Origin of the sequence: Massilia timonae, assembly GCF_001866515.1 — a bacterium.
Classification (GTDB): domain Bacteria; phylum Pseudomonadota; class Gammaproteobacteria; order Burkholderiales; family Burkholderiaceae_D; genus Telluria; species Telluria timonae.
Genome location: NZ_JRYB01000001.1, coordinates 3428642 through 3454089 on the forward strand (window position 1 = coordinate 3428642; position 25448 = coordinate 3454089).

Consider the following 25448-nt stretch of genomic DNA (forward strand, 5'->3'; position numbering starts at 1 on the left):
GAGCAAGCGGGACGGCGAAAAGCCCCGGCGGTTGCGTATAATCGCCGTTAGCTTGTCCACTTATTACCAGAAAACAACAACTCATGGCCTCATCTTCCGACAACATCAGCATGGCGGTGTTCTGCGACTTCGAAAACGTCGCACTGGGCGTGCGCGACGCCAACTACGAGAAATTCGACATCAAGCCGGTGCTGGAGCGCCTGCTGCTCAAGGGCAGCATCGTGGTCAAGAAGTCCTACTGCGACTGGGATCGCTACAAGGGCTTCAAGGCGGCCATGCACGAAGCGAACTTCGAGCTGATCGAGATCCCGCACGTGCGCCAGTCGGGCAAGAATTCGGCCGACATCCGCCTGGTGGTCGACGCCCTCGACCTGTGCTACACCAAGTCGCACGTCAATACCTTCGTCATCATCAGCGGCGACTCCGACTTTTCGCCGCTGGTCTCCAAGCTGCGCGAGAACGCCAAGCAGGTGATCGGCGTCGGCGTCAAGCAGTCGACCTCCGACCTCCTGGTGGCCAACTGCGACGAATTCATCTTCTACGACGACCTGGTGCGCGAAAAGAACCGCGCCACCGCCAAGCGCAAGGAAGAGCAGGAGGCGCGCAAGGGCCAGTCGACGCGGCGCCCCAATGCGAGCGACGACAAGCGCAAGGAAGAACTCGAGGCGCGCAAGGTGCAGGCGCTGGACATGGTGGTCGAGACCTTCGACGCCCTGGTGTCCGAGCGCGGCGACACCGGCAAGATCTGGGCTTCGCTGCTGAAAGACACCCTCAAGCGCCGCCGTCCGGACTTTTCCGAGACCTATTACGGCTTCCGCACCTTCGGCAACCTGCTCGAAGAAGCGCAGACCCGCGGCCTGTTCGAGTTCGGCCGCGACGAGAAGTCGGGCACCTACGTCTACCGCAGCGCCAACGCGCCGGCCCTGGTCCCGACCGTCGACACTGCCGCGCAGGATGTCGCCCAGGCGCCGGACGCCGTGGTCCAGGACCTGGTCGATGCCATCGCCCCGGTCGAAGGCGTGGCCGAAGAAGCCAAGCCCGACACCCGCCGGGGCCGTGGCCGCGGTGGCCGCAAGGGCGGTCGCGCCGAAGCGGCGCCGGCCTCGGCGCCGATCCCGGCCCTGCTGGAACCGGTCGTGAGCGACGCCGAGGCCCTCGCGCAGCCCGCCTCGCAGCCGACGCTGTTCGTGAGCGAGCCGGAAGCGCCCGCCGCCCAGGACGCAGCGCCGGCCGAAGCTGCGCCGGCCGAAGCGGCCCCGGTCAAGGAACGCCGCCGCACGCCGCGCAAGCCGTCCGCCAAGAAGCTGGCGGAACAGGCCGCGCTGGCGGTCGTGGCCGAGGAGGCCGCCGCCGTGCCGGCAGCGGCCGAAGCCGAGGCCAAGGCCGATGCCGCACAGCCGGAAGCCGAGCCGGTGTCGGAAGAGACCCGCGACGAAACCCAGGACGACGCCAAGCCGGCGCGCAAGAAAACGGCCCGTCCGGCCCACAAGGCGCCGGCGCGCAAGGCAGCGCCGCGCGCGCGCCGCCCGGCCAAGCCGAAGACCGGCGCCGAGAACGGCTGATCCGTCGAAGGGGAGGGATGGCGCGTGCGCCATCCCCGCCGCGCCGATGCAATAATGGCATCGCCTGTCCGGCCCTGGGCAGGCGCCATCCGGCCGCGAAGGAGCCCGCCATGCGCACAGTTGCCAGCCTGTTGCTGTTGTCCCTGCTGGGCGCCTGCCCGCCGGCGCTGGCGCAGAAGGGCCCGGCCGCCGACCATCCGATCCTCGGCATCTGGCGCCTCGCGGTGCCCGCTACCCACTGCCTCGAAACCTACCGCTTCCGCGCCGACGGCACCACGCTGGTCACCAGCGCCGCCGAGATTTCCGAGAGCGTCTACACGATCCCCAACGAGCCCGATCCCGACGGCTTCTATCGCCTGACCGACCGCGTCACCAAGGACAACGGCAAGCCCGATTGCTCCGGCAACGTCATGAAGCCGGGCGCCAACGCCACCCATTTCGTGCGCTTCCATCCGTCCGGCACGCTGTTCCTGCTGTGCGCCGAAGCCTCGATCGAGGCCTGCATCGGCCCCTTCACGCGGGTGCGCGGCGAAGAAATCTGAGCGGCGGATCGATGGCGTGCCTGAGCGCCGGCCCTTGGGCCAGCGCGGCGCAGGGTGTATATTGCTGAGCGAAACGTCAACCTCGGCATCCCATGTCCCCGCTACTCCTCTTCTGCATCCTCATCGCTTATTTCGCATTGCTGCTCGGCGTCGCCTGGGCCACCTCGAAAGGCGCCAACAACGACAGCTTCTTCATCGGTAACAAGAGCAGCAACTGGATGCTGGTCGCCTTCGGCATGGTCGGCACCACCCTGTCCGGCGTCACGTTCGTGAGCGTGCCGGGCGCGGTCGGCGTCGACGGCTTCGGCTATGCCCAGATCGTGATCGGCTACGTGATCGGCTACATCGCCGTGGCCTACGTGCTGCTGCCGCTCTACTACCGCCTGCAGCTGACTTCGATCTATCACTACCTCGACGTGCGCCTGGGGCGACGCGCCTACCAGAGCGGCGCCGGCTTCTTCATCGTCTCGCGCCTGCTGGGCGCCACCGCGCGCCTGTACCTGGTGGTGAACATCCTGCAGGCGATCATCCTCGACAGCCTGGGCGTGCCGTTCTGGCTCAGCACCCTGGTCGTGCTGGGCATGATCCTGCTGTATACCTACCAGGGCGGGGTGAAGACCATCGTCTGGACCGACACCCTGCAGACCAGCTGCATGCTGTTCGGCCTGTTCGCCTGCGTCTGGATCCTGCTGGGCGAACTGAACATGTCGATCCCGGAAAGCCTGAACCAGATGCAGTCGCAGGGCCTGGCCAACGTCTTCACGCATGACGTCGACAGCCCCAATTTCTGGCTCAAGCAGATCATCGCCGGCGCCCTGATCACGATCACCATGACCGGCATGGACCAGGAAATGATGCAGAAGACCATCTCGGTCAAGACCCTGAAGGATTCGCAAAAGAACATGCTGACCTTGACCGCGGTGCTGGTCGTGGTGCTGCTGTCCTTCGTGTTCCTGGGCGGCCTGCTGTACCTGTATGCGCCGCTGGTGGGCGTGACCGCCACGGGCGACAAGATCTTCCCGGCGGTGGTGATGGGCCACCTGCCGGCGGCCTTGCAGATCATCTTCCTGATCGCCCTGATCTCGGCCCTGTTCCCCAGCGCCGACGGGGCCATCACGGCGCTGACCTCGTCGACCTGCATCGACCTGCTCGGCATCAAGCGCCGCACCGACCTGACCCAGGCCCAGGCCGAAAGCCTGCGCCGCCGCGTGCACCTGGGCTTCGCCTTCCTGTTCCTGCTGCTGGTGCTGGGCTTCAAGGCGGCCGACAACCCGAGCATGATCGGCGTGATCCTCAAGCTGGCGGCCTATACCTACGGCCCCTTGCTCGGCCTGTTCGCCTTCGGCATGCTGACCGCGCGCATGCCGAACGACCGCCTGGTCCCGCTGGTAACGATCGGCGCGCCCGTCCTGTGCGCGATCCTTGAGTACAATCAGGCTTATCTGCTCGGCGCTTACCGCCTCGGGCTGGAATTACTGTTGATTAACGGCATACTGGTGTTTGCCGGCTTGTATGCGATCTCGCATCGCGTCCCTGGCGTCGCCGGGGACGGGCAGGTCGCCCGACCGCTTCCTTGACCTAGACTGGAGTTTCGATGGCCTTCAAGCCCCTGAGCGCGTTGCGGCGCGGGTTCGTGTTCCTGTGGACCGCGCTCGACGTGACCCGCCGCACCTTCTTCAACCTGCTGTTCCTGCTGATCCTCGTCCTGATCGTCGCGATGTTCTTCGGCGGCGGCGTCAAGCCGCTGTCGGAAAAGACCGCGCTGGTGGTCGAGGTGAAGGGCGACCTGGTCGAGCAGTACGAGACCACCTTGCGCGACACGGTGCTCGACAACGTGGGCGGCGACAGCAAGCGCACCGTGCGCCTGCGCGACGTGACCCAGGTGCTCGACAACGCCGCGCGCGACCCCAACATCACCAGCGTGGTGCTGCTGCTGGACGAGATGAACGGCGGCGGCATGGCCATGCTGCGCGAGTTCGGCGCCGCGGTGGAGCGCGTCAAGAAGGCCGGCAAGACGGTCGTGGCCTGGAGCGGCCAATACGACCAGAAGCGCTACCTGGTCGCTTCGCACGCCAACGAAGTCTACGTGCACCCGATGGGCATGGTGCTGATCGAGGGCTTCGGCGGACGCCGCAACTACTACCGCGACGCGCTCGACAAGGTCGGCGTGACGGTCAACCTGGTCAAGGTCGGCACCTACAAGAGCGCGGCCGAGCCGTATATCGCCAACGGCCCGTCGGACGCCGCGCGCGAGGCCGACGCCTACCTGTACAACGCGATGTGGGCCGGCTACACCGGCCTGGTCGAAAAGAACCGCAAGCTGCCCGACGGAGCGCTGGCCAGCATGATCGACACGCTGCCCGAGCGCATGGAAGCGGCCGGCGGCAGCGCCGCCAGGGTCGCCCTGCAGGCCAAGCTGGTCGACGGCCTCAAGACCCGCGACGAGCTGCGCGCGCTGATGGTCAAGCGCGGCGTCTACGAAGAAGACATCAAGTCGTTCCGCCAGATCAGCTTCTATGAATACCTGGCGCGACATCCGCAGAAAGCCTTCGGCGACGCGGTCGGCGTGATCGTAGCCTCCGGCACCATCACCGACGGCGCCGGCGGTCCCGGCGTGATCGGCGGCCGCGCCACGGCCAACCTGATCCGCCAGGCGCGCGAGGACGATTCGATCAAGGCCCTGGTCCTGCGCGTCGATTCGCCCGGCGGCAGCGCCTATGGTTCCGAGTTGATCCGGCGCGAGCTGGAGCTGACGCGCGCCGTCGGCAAGCCGGTGGTGGTGTCGATGGGCAGCGTGGCGGCGTCGGGCGGCTACTGGATCTCGATGGCGTCCGACGAAGTCATCGCCGACCCGGCCACCATCACCGGCTCGATCGGCGTGTTCGCGCTGCTGCCGACCGCCGACAAGGTGGCCGACAAGCTGGGCGTGCGTACCGACGGCGTGACCACCACCTGGCTGGCCGACGCCTACAATCCGCTGCGTCCGCTCGACCCGCGTTTCGAGAAGCTGGTCCAGCAGAGCATCAACAACGTGTATGCCGACTTCACCAGCAAGGCGGCGGCGGCGCGCAAGACCACCCAGGCGAAGATCGACGAAGTGGGGCAGGGCCGCGTCTGGACCGGCGCCCAGGCCAAGGAGCGCGGCCTGGTCGACCGCCTGGGCAGCTACAACGACGCCCTGGCCTCGGCCGCCGGCCGCGCCAAGCTGGCCAAGGATTACCGCGTGGTCTACGTCGAGCGTCCGGTCACGCGCGTGGAGCGCTTCCTGCAGATGGCCGGCGCCTCGGCGGCGCAGGCGATGACGATCCAGGTCAAGCTGGGCCTGGTCGAACAGGCGATTCCGGCGGGCCCGGTCGGCCAGGTGGCGCAAGACATGGCCTTCCTGTCCGAACTGACGCAGGAGCGCAAGCCGTTCGCGGCGGTGGCCCATTGCTTCTGCGGCAATTGGTGAGCGATCTTGTAAGCAGTTTGTAACTGATTAATACAGTGTTTCGGCGGGCGCGAGCGGAATCTCGCGCCCGTTTTTCGTTTACGTCGCCTAAATAGAGGCGAACTGTGTAAATCGGCGTTAAGGCGGGCGGAAACGCACGGTTTCAGTGGAAGAGCAATGTACGTTACGAAACATTGTGAGTGAAACGGCCATGCTAAAGTCATTGTGACCCGTATTGCGCAAGTATCAAATCTATAGAACAAGGACAAGCATGGACCAGCATCTCCCGCCCCATCCAATCACCGACCGTCCCGCCCGCACCCGGCGCGCCCGCCTCATCGGCGGGGTGATCGCCGTGCTGTCGATGGTGGCGCTGGGCGGCCTCGCCTGGTGGCTCACCCACCAGCCGGCGGGCGGCCCCGGTGGCGCGGGCGGGCCGGGGATGGCGGCCGGCGGCCCCGGCGGCCCGGGCGGCGGGCGCGGTCCGGGTGGACGGGGCGGCCCGGCCACCACGGTCGGCGTGGCGACCGCCCAGCAGGCCGACCTGCCGGTGACCCTGGACGCGCTCGGCACCGTGGTCGCCGCGGCGACCGCCACCGTGCGTCCGCAAGTCTCGGGCGTGGTCCAGAAGATCCATTTCACCGAAGGCCAGCTGGTCAAGCAGGGGCAGGTGCTGGCGACGATCGACCCGCGCCCGTTCGAGATGGCCTTGCTGCAGGCGCGCGGCCAGCGCCAGCGCGACGAAGCCCAGTTGGAGAGCGCGCGCCTGATGCTGTCGCGCTACCGCACCCTGCTCGAGCAGGATTCGATCGCGCGCCAGGAAGTCGATACCCAGGCCGCGCTGGTCAAGCAGCTCGAAGGCACGGTGATGACCGACAAGGCGTCCGAAGGCACGGCCCAGCTGAACCTGGATTATGCGACGGTGCGCGCCCCGATCAGCGGCCGCGTCGGCCTGCGCACGGTCGACGTGGGCAACCTGGTCGGCAGCGGCGATGCGACCGGCATCGCCGTCATCACCCAGCTGTCGCCGATCGACGTCGAATTCGCCGTGCCGCAAGACCACCTGCCGACGCTGCAGGGACGCATCGCGCAGGACGCGAAGCTGCCGGCCACCGCGCTGGACCGCACCCGCACCGAGGCGCTGGCCACCGGCAGCTTCATCGCGCTCGACAACCAGGTCGACACCCAGACCGGCACCGTGCGCGCCAAGGCGCGCTTCGCCAATGGCGACAACAAGCTGTTCCCGAGCCAGTTCGTCAACCTGCGCCTGACCGTCGACACCCTGCGCGACGCGGTGGTGGTGCCGGTGACGGCGCTGCGCCATGGCGCCAACGGCGACTTCGTGTATGTCCTGAATCCGGAAGCGCGCACCGTGGCGCTGCGCATCGTCCAGCGCGGCCAGGCGACCGTGGACAAGGTGCAGATCGCCAGCGGCCTGAAGGTGGGCGAGCAGGTGATCACCGAAGGCGCCGACCGCCTGCGCGACGGCGCCAGCGTGGTGTTGCCGGGCGATCGTCCGGCCGGCGCCGGCGCGCGCGGCCAGGGGCAGGGCCAGGGCCAGGGCCAGGGTCGTGGTCAGGGTACAGGCCGTCCGGCCCAGGGAGCGCAGCAATGATGTTGCGGCGCCGCGATGAACGCGCGGGGAGCATCCGATGAGTCCTTCCACTCCCTTCATCAACCGCCCGGTCGCCACCGCCTTGCTGATGCTGGCGATCGTGCTGTCGGGCCTGGTCGGCTACCGCTTCCTGCCGCTGTCGGCGCTGCCGCAGGTGGACTTCCCGACCATCCAGGTGCAGACCCTGTACCCGGGCGCCAGTCCCGAGGTCATGGCGCGCACCGTCACCGCGCCGCTGGAGCGCCAGTTCGGCCAGATGGCCGGCCTGACCCGCATGAGTTCCACCAGCGCCGCCGGGGTCTCGATCGTCACCCTGCAGTTCGCGCTGGGCGAGACGCTCGACGTGGCCGAGCAGGAAGTGCAGGCCGCGATCAACGCCGGCGGCTCGCTGCTGCCGACCGACCTGCCGGCGCCGCCGGTCTACGCCAAGGTCAACCCGGCCGACGCGCCGGTGCTGACCCTGGCCATCACCTCGGACACCCTGCCACTGACCGAGGTGCAGAACCTGGTCAACACGCGCCTTGCGCTCAAGATCAGCCAGGTCTCGGGCGTGGGCCAGGTCTCGCTGTCGGGCGGCCAACGGCCGGCGGTGCGGATCCAGGCCGATACCGAGGCGCTGGCGTCGTATGGCCTGGGGCTGGACACGCTGCGCACCGCGATCAGCGCCGCCAACGCCAACAGCGCCAAGGGCAGTTTCGACGGCCCGACCCGCTCGTATGCGATCAATGCCAACGACCAGCTGGTCACCGTCCCCGACTATCAAAACCTGATCGTCGCCTACCGCAACGGCGCCCCCGTCAAGCTGCTCGATGTGGCGAAGGTGGTCGACAGCGCCGAGAACGTGCGCCTGGGCGCCTGGGCCAATATGAAGCCGGCGATCATCCTCAACGTCCAGCGCCAGCCGGGCGCCAACGTGATCGCCACCGTGGACGCGATCAAGGCGCGCCTGCCCGAGCTGCAGGCCGGCCTGCCGACGGCGCTGCGCATGGACGTGCTGAGCGACCGCACCACCGGCATCCGGGCCTCGGTCAAGCACGTGCAGATCGAACTGCTGCTGGCCGTGGTGCTGGTGGTGCTGGTGATCTTCGCTTTCCTGCACAGCCTGCGCGCGACCATCATCGCCAGTCTCGCCGTGCCGATCTCGCTGATCGGCAGCTTCGGCGTGATGTACCTGCTCGGCTACAGCCTCAACAACCTGTCGCTGATGGCGCTGACGATCGCCACCGGCTTCGTGGTCGACGACGCGATCGTCATGATCGAGAACATCGCGCGCTATATCGAAAAGGGCGAAAAACCGATGGCGGCCGCGATCAAGGGTGCTTCCCAGATCGGCTTCACGATCATCTCGCTGACCGTGTCCCTGATCGCGGTGCTGATCCCGCTGCTGTTCATGGGCGACGTGGTCGGCCGCCTGTTCCGCGAATTCGCCGTCACGCTGGCGATCACGATCCTGATCTCCGGCGTGGTGTCGCTGACGCTGGTGCCGATGATGTCGGCGCGCTGGCTGCGCAGCCACGAGGAAGAAAAGCCGAGCAGGTTCGCCATCCGGTTCCAGGCCTTCTTTGACCGCGTCATCGAGCGCTACGACGTGATGCTCGGCTGGGTCCTGAAGCGCCAGGGCCTGACCCTGCTGGTGGCGCTGGGCACCCTGGTCCTGACCGCCCTGATGTGGACGGTCATCCCGAAAGGGCTGTTCCCGACCCAGGACACCGGCCAGCTGCAGGCGCGGGTGCAGGCGCGGCAATCGATCTCGTACACCGACATGGCGAAACTGCAGCAGGAAGCGGCGCGGCAAATCATGGCCGACCCGGAAGTCGCCTCGGTGGCGTCCTACGTGGGCGTCGACGCCGCCAACAACACCATGCTGCATACCGGCACCATGCTGATCAACCTGAAGGCCGACCGCGGCGACCAGCTCGAGACCATGCAGCGCCTGCGCCAGCGCGTGGCCAATGTGGCGGGCCTGCAGCTGTTCCTGCAGCCGACCCAGGACCTGACCATCGACGCCGAAAGCGGCCCGACCCAGTACCGGCTGTCGATCGAAGGCGCGGACGAGGACACCGTCAACGAGTGGGCGCGCCGGCTGACGCAGAAGATCGGCAGCCTGCCCGAGCTGCGCACGGCGATCACCGATGCCGGCGCGACGGGCGCCGCCGCCTTCATCGACATCGACCGCGACACCGCGTCGCGGCTGTCGATCACGGCCGCCTCGATCGACGACGCGCTGTACAGCGCCTTCGGCCAGCGCATCGTGTCCACCATCTTCACCGAGACCAACCAGTACCGCGTGATCCTGGAGGCGCAGCAGGACGAGGCGATGTCGATCGCCGCGCTCGGCCGCCTGCAGCTGCGCACCGGTTCCGGCCAGCCGACGCCGCTGTCGGCGATCGCCACCATCAGCGAACGCCAGGCGCCGCTGCAGGTGATCCACGTGGCCCAGTACCCGGCGGCGACGGTCGGCTTCGACACCGCCTCCGGCGCCTCGCTGGGCCAGGCCGTGAGCGCGATCCGCGCCGCCGCCGAGGAGATCGGCATGCCGGCCTCGGTCAGCATGACCTTCCTGGGCGCCTCGGGCGCCTACGAGGCCTCGCTGTCGAACCAGCTGTGGCTGATCCTGGCCGCCGTCGTCTGCGTCTACATCGTGCTGGGCGTGCTCTACGAGAGCTACATCCACCCGCTGACGATCCTGTCGACCCTGCCGTCGGCCGGCGTCGGCGCGCTGCTGGCGCTGTGGGTCAGCGGCCAGGGCCTGGGCGTGATCGGCATCATCGGCATCATCCTCCTGATCGGCATCGTCAAGAAGAACGCGATCATGATGATCGACTTCGCGATCGAGGCCGAGCGCGAGGAGGGCAAATCCCCGCTGGTGGCGATCAGGCAGGCCGCGCTGCTGCGCTTCCGTCCGATCCTGATGACGACGCTGGCGGCGCTGTTCGCGGCCATCCCGCTGATGCTCGGCACCGGCGAAGGCGCCGAGCTGCGCCGGCCGCTTGGTCTCGCCATCTTCGGCGGCTTGATCCTGAGCCAGCTGCTGACCCTCTTCACCACCCCGGTGATCTACCTGGCCTTCGACCGCACCGCGCGGCGCTGGACCGGCAAGGCGCCCCACAAAACCGAAGGGGCGGGCGCATGAACCTGTCGCGCCCCTTCGTCGAGCGCCCGATCGCCACGGTCCTGCTGACGATCGGCCTGGCGTTGGCAGGCATCGGCGCCTATTTCGTGCTGCCGGTGGCGCCGCTGCCCCAGGTCGACTATCCGACCGTGTCGGTCTCGGCCTCGCTGCCGGGCGCCAGCCCGGAAACCATGGCCTCGAGCGTGGCCACGCCGCTGGAACGGCGGCTGGGCGTGATCGCCGGCGTCAACGAGATGACCTCGAGCAGCAGCACCGGCTCGACCCGCATCAACCTGCAGTTCGAGCTGAACCGGCAGATCGACGCCGCCGCGCGCGAGGTGCAGGCGGCAATCAGCGCCTCGCGCGCCGACCTGCCGGCGACCTTGCGCAGCAACCCGACCTATCGCAAGGCCAATCCGTCGGACGCGCCGGTGATCATCCTGGCGCTGACCTCCAAGACGAAGTCGCCGGCCCAGATCTACGAATCGGTGTCGAACCTGGTCCAGCAGCGCCTGGCCCAGGTGAAGGGCGTGGGCGAAGTGGAAATCGGCGGCGGCTCGCTGCCGGCGGTGCGGGTCGAGCTGGTGCCGTATGCGATGAACCGCTATGGCGTTTCGAGCGAGGACGTGCGCGCCGCGATCCAGGCCAGCAATCCGAACCGCCCCAAGGGCGAGATCGAGGGCAACGGCAACCGGCTGCAGATCTATTCGCAGCCGGCCGGCGGCGACGGTCGCAGCGCCAGCGACTACAAGGACCTGGTGGTGGCCTGGCGCGACGGCGCCGCCGTGCGCCTGTCCGACGTGGCCACGGTGTTCGACGGCCCCGAGAACGTCTACACGCTGGGCCTGTTCAACGGCCAGCCGGCCGTGATCGTGCTGGTCACGCGCCAGCCCGAGGCCAATGTGATCGAGACCGTGGACGGGATCCGCGACCTGCTGCCGTCCCTGCAGGCGCAGCTGCCGGGCGACATCAGCCTGGCGGTGGCCTCGGACCGTACCAACTCGATCCGCGCCTCGCTGCACGAGATCGAGTTCACCCTGGTGCTGTCGATCGTGCTGGTGGTGGCGGTGGTCAGCGTGTTCCTGCGCTCCTTGCGCGCCACCGTGGTGCCGGCGGTGGCCACCGTGGTTTCCCTGCTGGGCACCTTCGGCGTGATGTACGCGCTCGGCTTCTCGCTCAACAACCTGTCGCTGATGGCCTTGACGGTGGCCGCCGGCTTCGTCGTCGACGACGCCATCGTGGTGCTGGAAAATACCGCGCGCCATATCGAGAACGGCATGGACCGCATGCAGGCCGCGCTGCTGGGCGCGCGCGAGGTCGGCTTCACGGTGCTGTCGATCTCGCTGTCGCTGGTGGCGGTGTTCATTCCGCTGCTGTTCATGGGCGGGCAGGTGGGACGGCTGTTCCGCGAGTTCGCGGTGACGCTGTCGGCGGCGGTGCTGATCTCGCTGGTGATCTCCCTGACCACGACGCCGATGATGTGCGCCTGGCTGCTGCGCAAGGAGAACAAGGACAAGCAGCCGGGCCGGCTGGCGCGCTGGTCCGAGAACGGTTTTGCGCGCGTGCTGCGCACCTACGAGCATGCGCTCGACTGGGCGCTGGACAGTAAACTCCTGGTGATGATCATCCTGCTGTTCACGGTGGCGCTGAACGTCTACCTGTTCTCCAGCGCGCCGAAGGGTTTCTTCCCGCAGCAGGATTCGGGCCAGATGAACGGCGGCATCCGCGCCGACCAGAGCATCTCGTCCCAGGCCATGCAGCAGAAGATCTACCAGCTGGTGGAGATCATCCGCAAGGATCCGGCGGTCGACACGGTCGTCGCCTTCACCGGCGGCGGGCGCGCGGGCGGCGGTTTCATGTTCGTCAACCTCAAACCGGTGGGCGAGCGCGACGTCGCGGCCCAGGCCGTGATCGCGCGCCTGCGTCCGCAGATGGCGAAGGTCACCGGCATCACGATCTTCCTGAATCCCGTGCAGGACTTGCGCATGGGCGGGCGCTCCAGCAACTCGACTTACCAGTACACGCTCAAGAGCGACAATGCCGAAGACCTCAAGGTGTGGGCCACGCGCCTGGCCGAGTCCATGAAGGCGCAGCCGGCGCTGGTGGACGTCGACACCGACCAGGCCGAGAACGGCGTCGAGACCTATGTCACGATCGACAAGGCATCGGCGGCGCGCCTGGGCATCACCACGCGCGACGTCACCAATGCCCTGTATAACGCCTTCGGCCAGCGCCAGGTGGCGAACATCTACGATGAGCTGAACCAGTACCACGTGGTGATGGGCGTGGCCCAGAAATACGCGCAGTCGCCCGAAGCGCTGAAGGACGTCTACGTCCCGGCGCGGCCGACCGGCGGGGCCTCGAGCGCGGTCTCCACCGGCACCGGCACGGCCGCCGCCGCCGGCGCCGCCGGCGCCTCGACCTCATCGACCGCCTATCTCACCGCGGCGCGCGACCCATCCGGCGGACAGGCCCTGGCAAGCGCCGCCGCCACCATGGTGCCGCTGTCGGCGATCGCGCGCTTCGCCGAAAGCGCCACGCCGACCTCGGTCAACCACCAGGACGGGGAACTGGCGACCACGGTGTCGTACAACCTGAACCCGGGCTTCTCGCTGACCGACGGCGAGGCCGCGGTGCGCCAGGCCGAGGCCGATATCGGCATGCCGACCAATGTGCGCGGCAGCTTCCAGGGCACGGCGGCGGCGGCGCAGGAGTCGAGCAAGGAGCAGCCGCTCCTGATCCTGGCCGCGATCGTCGTCATCTATATCGTGCTGGGCATCCTGTACGAGAGCCTGGTACACCCGGTGACGGTGCTCTCGACCCTGCCGTCGGCCGGCGTCGGCGCGGTGCTGGCGCTGCTGCTGTTCAAGATGGAGTTCTCGATCATCGCCCTGATCGGGGTGTTCCTGCTGATTGGCATCGTCAAGAAGAATGCGATCCTGATCATCGACTTCGCGCTCGAAGCCGAACGCGCGCGCGGCCTCTCCGCGACCGAGGCGGTGCGCGAGGCCTGCATGCTGCGCTTCCGCCCGATCCTGATGACGACCCTGGCCGCGGCCCTGGGCGCGCTGCCGCTGGCGATCGGCTTCGGCGAAGGCTCGGAGTTGCGCCGCCCGCTGGGCATCGCCATCATCGGCGGCCTGGTCGCGAGCCAGCTCCTGACCCTGCTCACCACGCCGGTGGTCTACGTCCTGCTCGACAAGCTGCGCACGCGCAAACCCGATGAACACAATCTGACGCGCCACCCTCATGAAGACGAGGGTGGTCCGTCACTGGCCAAACCATGACCACTATGCGACAACAGCTTCCATTCCGTCTTTCCCTGCTCGCCCTTGCCGGTGCGCTTAGCGCCACCTTGGCCGGCTGCGCCGTCGGTCCGGCCTACGAACGCCCGGACCCGCTTGCCGCCGGCGCGGCGCTGCCGGGCGCCTACAAGGAGGCCGCAGGCTGGGTCCCGGCCGCGCCGGCCGACGCGCTCGAGCGCGGCCCCTGGTGGACCCTGTTCGAAGACCCCGAACTCGACCGGCTGGCCAAGCAGGTCGAGGCCGCGAACCAGAACGTGGCGGTGGCGGTCGCCAACTACGCCCAAGCGCGCGCGCTGGTGGCGCAGCAGCGCGCCTCGCTGTTCCCGGTGGTGTCGCTGGGCGCCGGCGCGGATCGCGCCGGCGGGGGAGAGCGCAGCGCCGATAATGCGTACCGCCTGCAGATCGGGGCCAGCTGGGAGCCGGACGTGTTCGGCCGCCTGAGAAATGCCGTGACCGGCGCCGAGGCCAGTGCCCAGGCCACCGCCGCCGACCTGGCCAGCGCGGTCCTTGCGGCCCAGGGCGAGTTGGCGATCAACTACTTCTCGCTGCGCCAGACCGACGCCCAGCGCGAGATGCTGGCCACGACCATCGAAGGCTACGAGCGCGTGCTGCAGATCACCTCGAACCGTTTCGAGGCCGGCATCGCGGCGCGCTCCGACGTGCTGCAGGCCCAGACCCAGCTCGCCAATGCGCGCAGCGAAGCGCTCGGCCTGCAGAACCAGCGCGCCCAGCTCGAGCACGCGATCGCGGTGCTGGTCGGCCAGACCCCCTCAAGCTTCTCGCTGCCGCCGGCGCCATGGCATGTGTCGGTGCCGGACGTGCCGGTCGGCGTGCCCTCGACCCTGCTGCAGCGCCGTCCCGACATCGCCGCCGCCGAGCGCGACGTGGCGGCGGCCAATGCCGACATCGGCGTCGCACGCTCGGCCTACTTCCCGAATTTCGGCCTGTCCGCTTCCTACGGCAACACGAGCAGCCGCGTGGGCGACCTGTTCTCGGCGTCCGCCGCGGCCTGGTCGTTCGGCCTGTCGGCGGCCCAGACCATCTTCAATGCCGGCGCCACCCGCGCCAGCGTCGAAGGCGCCGAGGCGCGTCACCAGGCGACCGTGGCGCGCTACCGCCAGGTGGCCCTGGACGCCTTCGCCGCCGTCGAGAACGGCCTGTCCGCCACCCGCGTGCTGGAACAGCAGCAGCAGTTGCGGGCCGAGGCGGCCGAGGCGGCCGGCCTGGTGGAAGAGCAGATCCTGAACCGCTACAAGGCGGGGCAGGTCAGCTATACCGAGGTGGTGCAGGCCCAGGTCACGGCCCTGAGCGCGCGCCGCTCGCTGGTGCAGGTGCAGGCCGACCGCCAGACGGCGGCGGTGTCGCTGATCCAGGCGCTGGGCGGCGGCTGGCAGGAACAAAGGCTGGCTAGCGTCGTGCAGTAAGCATGCATGAGGCATTACAATGCTGCGATTATCGATAGTCAGGCACACGCCATGAAAAACTGGATTAATCGCATGTTGAGCGGCGCCGACAAGGCGCCTGACGCCGCCGCCGGCGCCGCCCCGCAGGCGGACGAGCTCGGGGAAGACTACGGCGTCCAGGTCGACGCCGCCTATTACCGCTGGCTGACCGCATCCGGCGGTTACCAGGCCGGAGCGGAGGTCGAGGAACACATCCTCGACCTGGTGCGCACGCTGGCCGCCGACCCGCTGGCCGCCAGCGGCCTGGTGCCGCGTATCCCTGAGCTGATCCCGAAGCTGCTGCGCGACCTGGCCGACGACGAGGTCTCGACCGGAGACCTGGCGCGCCAGGTCGAGCAGGACCTGGTGCTGGTGGCCGAGGTGATCCGCGAGGCCAACAGCGCCTATTACCGGCCGCTGCAGGCGGTGAAGTCGCTCGACGCCGCCCTCATGATGATCGGCCAGAATGGCCTGCGCATGCTGCTGGCCCGGATCGCCTTCCGGCCCCTGATCCGGATGGCCGACCAGGGCTTCGCGCGCCACGCCGCGCCGCTGGTGTGGAACCAGTCCGAGAAATGCGCGCTGGCCTCGAGCCTGATGGCGCCGGGCCTGGGCGCGGGCGTGTTCGAAGCCTACCTGGCCGGCCTGATGCAGAACCTGGGGCTGGTGGTGGCCTTCCGCCTGGCCGAGCGGGCGGTCGAGAACGGCAAGATTCCCGGCTCCAGCGACTTCGGCCGGCGCCTGTTCGACGTCAGCCGCGACCTGTCGTCGACCATCGCCGCCCACTGGGAATTCCCGCCCGACGTGGTGGAAGGCATCGCCGGCGTCGGCCAGCCGGATGCCTCGCCACTGGCGCGCACGCTCGAACGCGGCGACCGGATCGCCAAGCTGCGGCTGCTGCTCGACGCCCACGTGGTGCTGGAGGACGATGCGCTGGTCACCGAAGGCCTGGACAGTTTCGAGCGCCGTTGCCTGGGCAAGTTGACCGATTTGCCGGGCTAACGCTGCATTGCATCGCGTTTTTTCGAGAGGAAATCGCCATGAACATGACTGCCGGACACCTGGCCGAGCTGCACGAGGCCAAGCGCCTGCTGGAGACCCCCGGCCTGGCCGCGCGCATCAGCAACCTGGTCGGCTCGCCGATCGAAGCGGCCATCGAGCGCCTGCCGGCGCCGTGGCAAAAGCGGGTGGGCGAGGCCACCGAGCATGCGCTGCAGTATGCGATGACGGGAGCGCTGTCCACGCTGCCCGACGGCGGCAAGGAGGCATCGTACCCGCGCCTGCACAAGTTCGCGGCGAGCGTGTCGGGCGGGGTGGGCGGCGTGTTCGGCCTTCCGGGCCTCCTGGTCGACCTGCCGCTGTCCACCGTCATCATGCTGCGCTCGATCGCCGAGATCGCGCGCGCCAATGGCGAACGTCCGCAAGATGTCGAAACCCGGCTGGAATGCCTGCGCGTGCTGGCCATGGGCGGACCGGGCGGAGCTGACGATGCCGCCGATTCGGGCTATTTCGCGATGCGCATCGCGCTGGCGCGGGCGGTGAGCGACGCCGCCCAGGCGCTGGCGGCCAGGTCGGCCAACGCCGCCACGACGCCGGCCCTGCTGCGCCTGATCGCCACGGTGGCGGCGCGCTTCCAGGTGCACGTGACGCAAAAAGGCGCCGCGATGCTGGTGCCGGCCCTGGGCGCGGTGGGCGGCGCGACCATCAACCTGCTGTTCGTCGACCATTTCCAGAACATGAGCCGCGGGCATTTCGCGGTGCGGAGGCTGGAGCGCCTGTATGGCGAGGGGATGGTGCGACGACAATACGAGGCGATCGTGCTGGCCGACGAGACGACGGGATTGCTCACGTAGAGCAAATCCTGTTGCGGCCGGTCTCCTTGGCTGTGTACAGCATCGCATCCGCCCGCAGGAACAGCGCGTTCTCGCTGCGGTGCTCGGGGAACGCGGCCAGGCCGCCGCTGAACGAAAAATGCCGCGCCTCGCCCGGCGCCACCTGGAACCCGACCGCGCCGAAGGCCTGGCGCAGCGCGTCGAGCCGGCGCCAGGCGGCGTCGAGCGCGCAGTCCCAGAACACGACCACGAATTCCTCGCCGCCGAAGCGCGCCAGCAGGTCGCGCTCGCCCATCCGCGGCGCCAGGCACAGGCACAGGCGCTTGATGACGATGTCGCCGAAGTGGTGGCCCCAGGTGTCGTTGATGGTCTTGAACTTGTCGATGTCGATCACGCCGAAGGCGAGCGGCTTGCCCTCGAGCGTGGCTTGCCGGATCAGGTCTTGCGTCTTGCGCTGCAGGCCCACCTTGTTCAGGAGGCCCGTGGCGCGGTCCTTGCCGATCAGGTCCTTGCTGACGCGGATCCTGGCGGCGCGGCTGGCCAGCTGGGCTTCGACCAGGCCGCCGCTGGCCTGCAGGACCGTGTCGAAGCCGTCGCCGAGCGCGCGCCGCGCCAGCGCATCGTCGGGGCGGCGCTGGAGCAGCACGATCTCGCGCACCGGATCGGCCTCGATATTCTTCTTCATGACCCGCGCCAGCGCGTCCAGGCGCCGGTACTCGTCATCGAGAATCACGACCAGGTCGGGCTGCAGCTCCTTGACGCGCAGGTGCAGCGTGGTCGCGTCCGGGTGATGGACCACCTCGACCCGCTGCGCCAGCAGCGCCGCCGTATCCAGGTCGCCCGGCGCGCCGAGATAGACCAGCGACACCGGGTCGCCGCGTCCGGTGCGGGCCAACAGGTTGAACAGCCTGTCGACCAGGACGTCGTTGGCGATCGGCTTTTCGGCATAGGCCAGGCAGTTGCTGTCCACCAGGCGTTGCTGGAGCAGGAAGCGGCTGCCCTGGCGGCTCGACTGCAGGTAGACGTATTCATGGCCGGGCGGCAGGCGTTCGAGCAGCTCGCCCAGCATCAGGGTCTTGCGGCTGTCGTGCAGGTCGGCCTGCATATTGTGCAGGGCGTCGAGGTCGATCACGAACAGGCTGGCGCCACGGTCGGCCGTGACGGCGGCGGTGAATTCGGCCGCTTCGCTGAAAAAACGGATGTCAAAATCGTATTTGTGCGCGTGCAGCAGCAATTCGGCGCGGTTGTCCTTGATGAAGAAGCTCTGGGAGAGGAAGAGGACCTGGTGTCGGTACAGGGGGGCCTCGGTGCGCATGTCTGCCTGCCTTCTTTCTGCATAATGTGACATCTTGCCACGCCAATATGACGTGATGTTGACGCCGCCGGGACGGCCGTCAATACCCCAGAAAATCGCACGGGCATCACCCAACGGGGCTATACTCGCGCATTGCTTTTTTCACCTCGAGGACTTGTCTTGTTCAAATCGATCGTCCTGCCCGTCGCCCTCCTGGGCGCGGCGAGCGCCGCCTTCGCCGACGAAGGCCAGTGGCAACCGCACCAGCTGCCGCAACTGAAATCCGAACTGAAACGCATCGGCATCACCATGCCGGCCGAGAAGCTGGCCGACCTCGGCAAGCATCCGATGAGCGCGATCGTCTCGCTGGGCGGCTGCTCGGCGTCCTTCGTGTCGCCCGACGGCCTGGTGGTGACCAACCACCACTGCGCCTATGGCGCCATCCAGCGCAATTCGAGCGCTGAGAAGAACTACATCGTCGACGGCTTCCTGGCCAGGACCCGCGCCGACGAACTGCCGGGCGGCCCCAACACGCTGGTATACGTGACCGAGAAGGTCGAGAACGTGACCGGGCGCGTGCTCCAGGGCCTGAATCCGTCCCTGTCGGGCCGCGAGCGCCACGCGCTGGTCCAGTCGCGCATCAAGGCCCTGGTGGCCGAATGCGAAACCGACAAATCGACGCGCTGCTCGGTGCCGGCCTTCCACCGCGGCCTCGAGTATTACCGCATCAAGCAGCTGATGATCCGCGACGTGCGCCTGGTGTACGCGCCGTCCGACCGCATCGGCAACTACGGCGGCGACATCGACAACTACGAGTGGCCGCGCCACGTCGGCGACTACGCCTTCTACCGCGCCTACGTCGGCAAGGATGGCCGTCCGGCCGACCTGTCGCCCGACAACGTGCCCTACAAGTCGAAGGACTTCCTGGTCGTCTCGGCCGAGGGCCTGAAGAACGGCGATCCTATCCTGCTGGCCGGCTATCCTGGCCGCACCAGCCGCTACAAGCTGCCGAGCGAGATCCGCTTCGCGCGCGACGTCGACCTGCCGGCCAAGGCCGCGGGCATCACCGCCGACCTGTCGGTGATCGCCGCCGCGACCCAGGGCAATCCGTCCTGGACCGTGCGCTATGCGAGCGTCGACAAGGGCCTGAACAACGTGCTCAAGAAGACCAAGGGCCTGCTCGACGGCTTCGCGCGCAAGGACATCGCCGCCATCAAGGACGTGCAGGATGCCGAGTTCCGCGCCTGGCAGAAGGCGCATGCGGACGGCAACGCCGGCCTGCTGTCCGAACTGGACGCGGTGATCGCCCAGGACATGGCGCTGCAGCGCCAGGAAGCCGCCTGGCTCGAAGCCACCCACAGCGACCTGCTCAAGAGCGCGCGTACCCTGTACCGCCTGGCGCTGGAACGCGGCAAGCCGGACGCCGAGCGCGAAAGCGGCTACCAGGAACGCGACCTCGGCTTCATCAAGGCGCGCCTGACCCGCCTGGAGCAGTCGTTCGTGCCGCAGGTGGACCAGGCACGCTACGCCGCGGCCCTCGCGCGCTACGCCGGCATCGACGCCAAGGTCCGTCCACCAGGCGTGGACGCGCTGCTGCCGGCGCAGGATGCGCTCGCTGGCATGTACAAGGCCAGCCAGCTGTCGGATACCGCCACGCGCCTGGCCTGGATCGGCAAGGACGCCGACGCCTTCCGCAAGTCGGACGATCCTTTCATCGCGCTCGCGGTGCGCCTGCACGACGCCGGCATGGCGCTGGAAGAGCGCCGCAACGAGATCGACGGCAACCTCGAACGCGTGATCCCGCAATACATGGCGGCCGTGATCGCATGGAAGAAATCGCAGGGCAAACCGGTCTACCCGGACGCCAACTCGACCCTGCGCGTGACCTACGGCACCGTGTCGCCGTTCTCGCCGCGCGACGGCCTGGTCAAGGGCCCGTTCACCACGGTCGAAGGCATCCTGGAGAAGGAGACCGGCAAGGATCCGTTCATCGTGCCGGCCCCGCTCAAGGAAGCGATCCAGGGCAAGCGCTATGGCGTGTTCAAGGATGCGGCGCTGGACACGGTGCCGGTCAACTTCCTGTCGAGCGCCGACACCACGGGCGGCAACTCGGGTTCGGCCGTGATGAACAAGAACGGCGAACTGATCGGCCTGAACTTCGATTCGACCTATGAATCGATCACCAAGGACTGGTACTTCGACACCGCCATCACTCGCGCGATCCACGTCGACATCCGCTACATGCTGTGGGTGATGAAGGAAGTCGACCATGCCGACAACCTGCTCAAGGAAATGACGATCAAGTATCCGAAGAAGTAATTTCGGACAGCATCCTGCGCACGTCGTCCCGGGCCGCGGCCGGGGACGACGTTTCTTCCGCCAACAAGAATGAACGAACCCCTCGTCATCGCCGGTCTCGCGACCTCGCCGCTGGAACTGATCTCCTTCCTGCTGGCGGTCGCCACCGTCGTGCTCAATATCCGCCAGAAGCACTGGGCCTGGCTGTTCTCGATCGCCTCCTCGAGCACTTATGCGGTGGTGTTCTACGAAGCGCGCCTGTACGGCGACATGGGGCTGCAATTCGTGTTCATCGCGGCCTCGGTCTGGGGCTGGTACCAGTGGCTGCACGGCGCTGCCGGAGCCAATGCGGCGCCGCTGGTGCCCACCTTCCTGAAACCGGGCGGGCGCGCCTGGTCGCTGGCGGCCTGGCTGGCGGGCTTCGTGCTCTTGTCGACCTTCCTCGACAACTTCACCGACACCGACGTGCCGCACGCGGACGGCTTCCTGACCGCCGGCAGCCTGGTCGGCCAGCTGCTGCTGGCGAAGAAGAAGGTCGAGAACTGGCATGTGTGGATCGCGGTCGATATCCTGTATGTCGGCCTCTACCTGTACAAGGGCCTGGTGCTGACCGCCGTGCTGTATGGCGTGTTCGTGCTGCTGGCGATCGCCGGCCTGCGCACCTGGTCTGCGCTGGCGCGCAAGGCATCATGAGCGTGCCGCAGCGGATCGCCATCCTCGGCGCCGAGTCGTCCGGCAAGTCGACCTTGTCCGAGGCATTGGCGCGCCATTACGGCACGCTGTGGGTGCCCGAATACCTGCGCGAATTCGTCGATGCGCAGGGCAGGGTGCCGCACGAGGAGGATCAGTATGGCATCGCGCTGACCCAGCGTGCGCGCGAGGATGCGGCTGCGGCGCAGGCAAGCCGCTTGCTGTTTTGCGACACCACGCCCCTGATGACGGCGCTGTACAGCCGCGTGTACTGGGGCAGGGTGGATGCGCAGCTGGCGGCGCTCGACGCGCGCCACGACTACGCCTGGACCTTCGTCACCGCGCCCGACACCCCGTGGGAGCCGGACGGCCTGCAGCGCGAATCGGAAGAGGTGCGCCAGATGGTGCACCGGATGCTGGTCGAGACGCTGGCCGCGCGCGGCGTCGCTTATACGCTGTTGGAGGGCGACCTGCCGCATCGCATGCGGCAGGTCGAAGGGCTGCTCGGCCAGCCCTGAAGGTCAGCCCGGAGTTGATGCCTTCGGCAGGCTGGCCGCCAGGTCGAGCCACGACTGCGGCTGCGGCTTGCCGCGCTCGCGCACGCCGAAGAAGGTCACCACCAGTTCGCCCTGGTCGTCGAAGAACTCGACCGAGGTGACGCCGGCGCGCCGCACCACGTAGCCGCTCCTGAACGCGCTGTCGCGCAGGTGCAGGTTGAAGTCGGGATCGAGCACATTGAACCAGCCTTCGGCCGCCATCACCTTGTTCACCTTGCCGCTGTAGATCTGCGTGAGCGCGCCATTGCCGAGGAAGGCCATGATCGCGACCCCGTTCCTGGCCGCGTCCTCGAGCAGCTTGCGCACCGCCTGCGGGGCCACTTTCTGCACCACGCCGGCAGGGGCCAGGCGCAGCGCCTGTTCGCGCGTCAGGCCGAATTCCGACACGATGCGGTTGAACTGGTGGACGTCGGTCATCTCTTGCCAGGCGGTCTGGAATTCCTTGACGTCGACCGCGCTGTCGGGTTTTTCGGCGGGCTTCGGCGCGGCGGGCGCCACGTCCAGTCGGGCATTCTGGCTCGGATGGCGGAAGTCGGCCACCAGCTTGTCGAAGACCGGGACATTGGCGTCGTCGCGCAGGTAGAGCTTGTGCACGGCGTTGCCGCCGGCGTCGAAGAACTGCAGGCTGCGGTTGACGGCGCCGTCGCGGCCGGGCTGGGTCACGGCGAAGGCGTACTTCCATTTGGCGAACTGGAAGCGCAGGTCGATCGGGCCGCCGAGGTAGCCGCCGGCGATGTTCAGGTTGCGCGCTTCGCGTTCGGCTTCGTCGGCGCTGCCTTTCTCGGCCTGCTTCGGGATGCGCATGGCCACGCCGGTGGTCTCGATCACGCCATTCTCGTTGCGCGTGAGCGCCATCACCTTGCCCAGGTCGAGGGCGCGGCGCATGATCTCGCGCGGGGCATGGTCGCTTTCCTTCAGGCGCACCACGGTGCTGCCAATGCCGGTGGCGAGCAGCTCGGCTTCGGATACCTTCAATTGGCGCGCGGCGTCGCGCGTCTGCAGGCGCGGCTCCTTGGCCTTCAGTTCGGCCCACTGCTGCGCCAGTTGCGGGGCGGCTTGCGCCGGGACCAAGGCCAGGGCGATGGCGGCGGCCAGGAAGTGGCGGGTAAGTTTCATGAATGTGTTCTCCTTGTTCGTTCAATAGACCAGCTTGAGGGTGACGGCCGCATGGCGCCCGGGGCGCGCCTGGCGTTCGATGTCGGCCGCGGTGATGGCCGTGGTGGCGGCCGGCAGGCTGCGCGACGAGGCGTAGTCCCAGTACTTCTTGTCGGCCAGGTTGTAGACGCCGGCGGTGATCGAGGCGTGGGCGTTGATGTTCCAGTATCCGGTCAGGTCCAGCACGGTGCTTGACGGGACCGCAAAGAAGGTCGTGTTCACGCCGCCGATCACGTCGCGTTCGGCCTGCTTGGCGCGGGTGTGGACGGCGGCGAGGGAGATGCCGCCGCGCTGGGCGGGGTCAATCCAGGCCGCGATCAGGCTGGTCTTTTTCGGCAGGGTCGAGGCCAGCTCGCTTTCCAGTCCGGTGCGGCTGTTCTTCGCCTTGCTGCGCTGGACGCCGCTCGCCAGGGTCAGCCTGCCGCCCTTGAAAGATGGATTCCACTGGCCCAGGTCGGCGTCGAGCGTCAGCTCGCCGCCCCAGGTGCGCGCGCTGCCGACGTTCTCGGGACGGAACAGGCCGAAGGTGATGTTCGGATAGTTGACCGGATCGGCCGGCTGCGAGGCGTATTCGATCAGGTTCTTGTAACGCGTATTGAACAGGGCCGCATGCAGGCGCAGGCCGCGCGCGACCTGGCCTTTGAGGCCCAGCTCGAAGGCGTTGCTGGTTTCCTTGTCCAGGTTCGGGTTGCCGATCACCGCGTAGGCGTTGCCGGTGCCGGTGTAGCTGAGCGAATCGTAGGTGCCGGTGCGTTCGGCGGCGGTCGGCAGGCGGGTGCCGCGGCTGTATTGCAGGTAGGTTTCCAGGTTCGGCGCCAGTCGCGCGGTCAAGCCCAGGCTCGGCGTGAGGTAGCTGTCGGTCTCCTTCTTCAGTTCACGGCCGGCATTGGGAATGCCGATCGCGTAGTTGTCCGTGCTGTTCGGCTCGAGTTCGCGCCAGTTGTAGCGCAGGCCGGGCGTGATGCTGGCCCAGGACGACAGGGCGACGTCGGCGCGTGCGAAGGCGGAGAAACGCAACGACCGCATGTCGGCCATGCGGTTCTTGTTGGTCACCTGCTGGGCGCCGCTGTTGACGACGGTGCGGTCTTCGCGCCATGGGCGCGCGGTGTCGGTCTGCTCGACGCTGATGCCGTAGGCCAGGTCGTGGCTGCCCAGCCGCTTGCTGGCGTTGCTGGCCAAGCCCACGCTGCGGTTGTCGAAGCTGGTCGCGATATGGCGCAGCACCGGCTGGCCGCCCGTGATGTAGCGGGCCGTCGTGATGTCTTCGACTTCGCTGTCCTGGATGTAGAGACGGCTCTCGAGCGTATCGAACCATGCGCCGGCGCCCTGGTACAGGTGGTCGATGCCGAAGCGGTCGCGCCGGGTGCGCCCGGCCTGCGTCGCGCCCTCGGGGTACAGGGCGCCCTGCTTGTTGTCGTATTCGCGATCGTGCTGGGCGCGAAAGGCGTCGATCGTCGCCGTGAAGCGGTGCCCGCTCCACGGCGTCCAGGACAGCTTGGCCAGCAGGGCGTCCGAATCCCAGTCGTCCGGGTTGAGCGGCGCGCTGCCCGTCGAGTCGAGTTCCTTGCCGTCGCGGTGCACCAGCACCGCCAGCGCCTTGAGTGCGCCGGACTGCGCGGCGCCGGTCAGCGCGTGCATGCGCATGTCGTTGGCGCGGTTCGATCCGAACTTGTATTCGGCATAGGTGGGGCGGGTTTCGCTGACGTAGTCCTCCGGCGCCTTGGTGACGAAGGAGACGTTGCCGCCCAGGCCCTGGGCGCCGGCGCCGGCCGGCGCGGTGCCGGACTGGATGGTCACCGAGCGAAGGGTCTCGGGATCGACGTAGTCGCGGCCGACGCCGAAGCCGTTCAGGGTCGAGGCGTCGGGTTTCGGCGCGGCCTCGGGCAGTTCGATGCCGTCCAGGTCCAGGCCCACCCGGTTGCCCTCGACGCCGCGGATATTGAAGCCGGTATTGCCGGCGCCGTCCCAGACGTTGCCGCTGCCGCTGGCGGCGCCCGGCACGCTGACCAGCGGCGCGTAGCGGGCCATGTTCTGCATGTCGGTCACGCCCTGGCGGGTAAGGGCAGCGGCATCGAGCACGGTCACGGTGCCGGCCTTGTCGAGGCGCTGGCCGGTGATGACGATGGGGTCGAGCGGGGTGGGTGCATCGGGCGCGGCGGGGGCATCGAAGGCGCTCGCCTGGGTGGCGAAGGCGCAGGCGAAGGTGGTGGCAAACAGCGCGGGAAGTCGTCGCAGGCCGGGAAGGGTTGCTGCCATGGTGGTCCAGTCAAGAGGGGTTGCACATGCGCCGCCCGGCATGCGTGCGCAGGCAGGCGTGCTTGGGTGGGCTCATCAATGAGAATGATTCTCATTTGCGATGTATACTAAATGATAATCATTATCATTTGCAACAAGATCGCTCGACTTTTTGACAGCGTTTTTTGACCTGGCGCACAGAGCGCCGATACGAGGCGAGGTTCGATGTCGTTACGAACAATAAATCTTTACCTCCTCATGACTATTTGTTTCTAGAAGGCATTACAATCAGTGGATTTCGAACGTACGGCGGGGCGCTATGAAAAACTGGATAGGACGCTTTTTGGGCGGTTCAGAAAAAGAGACACGAGCCGCGGCA

General features: G+C 67.8%; 16 protein-coding genes. 13 read left to right on the forward strand and 3 right to left on the reverse strand.

All coding sequences use genetic code 11. From position 1 onward, the window contains the following. Positions 1–83 precede the first annotated feature (83 nt). From LO55_RS14860 to LO55_RS14905, 10 genes are all read left to right on the forward strand, one after another. Positions 84–1562: an NYN domain-containing protein gene (locus tag LO55_RS14860; protein WP_071362043.1), complete on the forward strand. Its 1479-nt coding sequence runs from the start codon at positions 84–86 to the stop codon at positions 1560–1562. Positions 1563–1672: 110 nt separating this feature from the next. Beyond that, positions 1673–2104, forward strand: a complete 432-nt coding sequence (locus LO55_RS14865; RefSeq protein WP_005666503.1) for a hypothetical protein — start codon at positions 1673–1675, stop codon at positions 2102–2104. 92 nt (positions 2105–2196) lie between these two features. Further along, positions 2197–3681, forward strand: a complete 1485-nt coding sequence (locus tag LO55_RS14870; RefSeq protein WP_071362044.1) for a sodium:solute symporter — start codon at positions 2197–2199, stop codon at positions 3679–3681. A gap of 17 nt (positions 3682–3698) precedes the next feature. After that, a complete protein-coding gene (gene sppA / locus LO55_RS14875) occupies positions 3699–5555 on the forward strand; it encodes a signal peptide peptidase SppA (RefSeq protein WP_071362045.1) in 1857 nt (618 codons plus the stop codon). A 250-nt stretch (positions 5556–5805) separates the two neighbouring features. After that, positions 5806–7149 carry an efflux RND transporter periplasmic adaptor subunit gene (locus LO55_RS14880; RefSeq protein WP_071362046.1) on the forward strand — a complete coding sequence of 448 codons (1344 nt, stop codon included), beginning with the start codon at positions 5806–5808 and terminating at the stop codon, positions 7147–7149. Between the two features lie 37 nt (positions 7150–7186). Further along, entirely contained in the window at positions 7187–10282 is a 3096-nt protein-coding gene (locus tag LO55_RS14885; RefSeq protein WP_071362047.1) for an efflux RND transporter permease subunit, read from the forward strand. Then, positions 10279–13548, forward strand: a complete 3270-nt coding sequence (locus LO55_RS14890; RefSeq protein WP_071362048.1) for an efflux RND transporter permease subunit — start codon at positions 10279–10281, stop codon at positions 13546–13548. The genes LO55_RS14885 and LO55_RS14890 overlap by 4 nt, the downstream gene beginning before the upstream one ends. Beyond that, positions 13545–14990 carry an efflux transporter outer membrane subunit gene (locus tag LO55_RS14895; protein ID WP_083415335.1) on the forward strand — a complete coding sequence of 482 codons (1446 nt, stop codon included), beginning with the start codon at positions 13545–13547 and terminating at the stop codon, positions 14988–14990. The genes LO55_RS14890 and LO55_RS14895 overlap by 4 nt, the downstream gene beginning before the upstream one ends. A 51-nt stretch (positions 14991–15041) precedes the next feature. Further along, positions 15042–16010 carry an HDOD domain-containing protein gene (locus LO55_RS14900; protein WP_071362049.1) on the forward strand — a complete coding sequence of 323 codons (969 nt, stop codon included), beginning with the start codon at positions 15042–15044 and terminating at the stop codon, positions 16008–16010. A gap of 38 nt (positions 16011–16048) precedes the next feature. Beyond that, positions 16049–16861 carry an EcsC family protein gene (locus tag LO55_RS14905; RefSeq protein WP_071362050.1) on the forward strand — a complete coding sequence of 271 codons (813 nt, stop codon included), beginning with the start codon at positions 16049–16051 and terminating at the stop codon, positions 16859–16861. On the opposite strand, the gene LO55_RS14910 is transcribed toward LO55_RS14905, so the two are convergent. Beyond that, entirely contained in the window at positions 16854–18155 is a 1302-nt protein-coding gene (locus tag LO55_RS14910; protein ID WP_071362051.1) for a GGDEF domain-containing protein, read from the reverse strand. The genes LO55_RS14905 and LO55_RS14910 overlap by 8 nt on opposite strands. Positions 18156–18314: 159 nt before the next feature. Here LO55_RS14910 and LO55_RS14915 point away from each other — a divergent pair, with 159 nt between their 5' ends. The 3 genes from LO55_RS14915 (at position 18315) to LO55_RS14925 (ending at position 21640) form a co-directional block, all read left to right on the forward strand. After that, positions 18315–20453 (forward strand): S46 family peptidase, encoded by a 2139-nt coding sequence (locus LO55_RS14915; protein WP_071362052.1) that lies wholly within the window; start codon positions 18315–18317, stop codon positions 20451–20453. Positions 20454–20522: 69 nt separating this feature from the next. Next, positions 20523–21125, forward strand: coding sequence for a nicotinamide riboside transporter PnuC (gene pnuC, locus LO55_RS14920; RefSeq protein ID WP_071362053.1), 603 nt, complete (start codon positions 20523–20525; stop codon positions 21123–21125). Further along, positions 21122–21640 carry an AAA family ATPase gene (locus LO55_RS14925; RefSeq protein ID WP_071362054.1) on the forward strand — a complete coding sequence of 173 codons (519 nt, stop codon included), beginning with the start codon at positions 21122–21124 and terminating at the stop codon, positions 21638–21640. The genes pnuC and LO55_RS14925 overlap by 4 nt, the downstream gene beginning before the upstream one ends. A 3-nt stretch (positions 21641–21643) precedes the next feature. Here the strand turns inward: LO55_RS14925 and LO55_RS14930 are convergent, their stop codons facing one another. Together LO55_RS14930 and LO55_RS14935 are read right to left on the reverse strand one after the other, a co-directional pair. Next, positions 21644–22795 carry a hemin-degrading factor gene (locus LO55_RS14930; RefSeq protein WP_071362055.1) on the reverse strand — a complete coding sequence of 384 codons (1152 nt, stop codon included), beginning with the start codon at positions 22793–22795 and terminating at the stop codon, positions 21644–21646. A 21-nt stretch (positions 22796–22816) separates the two neighbouring features. Then, positions 22817–25090 (reverse strand): TonB-dependent receptor domain-containing protein, encoded by a 2274-nt coding sequence (locus LO55_RS14935; protein WP_071362056.1) that lies wholly within the window; start codon positions 25088–25090, stop codon positions 22817–22819. Positions 25091–25448: the final 358 nt, after the last annotated feature.

Coding starts and splice junctions, on each gene's coding strand:
- LO55_RS14860 (WP_071362043.1), top strand. CDS start 84: ATGGCCTCATCTTCCGACAACATCAGCATGGCGGTGTTCTGCGACTTC.
- LO55_RS14865 (WP_005666503.1), top strand. CDS start 1,673: ATGCGCACAGTTGCCAGCCTGTTGCTGTTGTCCCTGCTGGGCGCCTGC.
- LO55_RS14870 (WP_071362044.1), top strand. CDS start 2,197: ATGTCCCCGCTACTCCTCTTCTGCATCCTCATCGCTTATTTCGCATTG.
- sppA (WP_071362045.1), top strand. CDS start 3,699: ATGGCCTTCAAGCCCCTGAGCGCGTTGCGGCGCGGGTTCGTGTTCCTG.
- LO55_RS14880 (WP_071362046.1), top strand. CDS start 5,806: ATGGACCAGCATCTCCCGCCCCATCCAATCACCGACCGTCCCGCCCGC.
- LO55_RS14885 (WP_071362047.1), top strand. CDS start 7,187: ATGAGTCCTTCCACTCCCTTCATCAACCGCCCGGTCGCCACCGCCTTG.
- LO55_RS14890 (WP_071362048.1), top strand. CDS start 10,279: ATGAACCTGTCGCGCCCCTTCGTCGAGCGCCCGATCGCCACGGTCCTG.
- LO55_RS14895 (WP_083415335.1), top strand. CDS start 13,545: ATGACCACTATGCGACAACAGCTTCCATTCCGTCTTTCCCTGCTCGCC.
- LO55_RS14900 (WP_071362049.1), top strand. CDS start 15,042: ATGAAAAACTGGATTAATCGCATGTTGAGCGGCGCCGACAAGGCGCCT.
- LO55_RS14905 (WP_071362050.1), top strand. CDS start 16,049: ATGAACATGACTGCCGGACACCTGGCCGAGCTGCACGAGGCCAAGCGC.
- LO55_RS14910 (WP_071362051.1), bottom strand. CDS start 18,155: ATGCGCACCGAGGCCCCCCTGTACCGACACCAGGTCCTCTTCCTCTCC.
- pnuC (WP_071362053.1), top strand. CDS start 20,523: ATGAACGAACCCCTCGTCATCGCCGGTCTCGCGACCTCGCCGCTGGAA.
- LO55_RS14925 (WP_071362054.1), top strand. CDS start 21,122: ATGAGCGTGCCGCAGCGGATCGCCATCCTCGGCGCCGAGTCGTCCGGC.
- LO55_RS14930 (WP_071362055.1), bottom strand. CDS start 22,795: ATGAAACTTACCCGCCACTTCCTGGCCGCCGCCATCGCCCTGGCCTTG.
- LO55_RS14935 (WP_071362056.1), bottom strand. CDS start 25,090: ATGGCAGCAACCCTTCCCGGCCTGCGACGACTTCCCGCGCTGTTTGCC.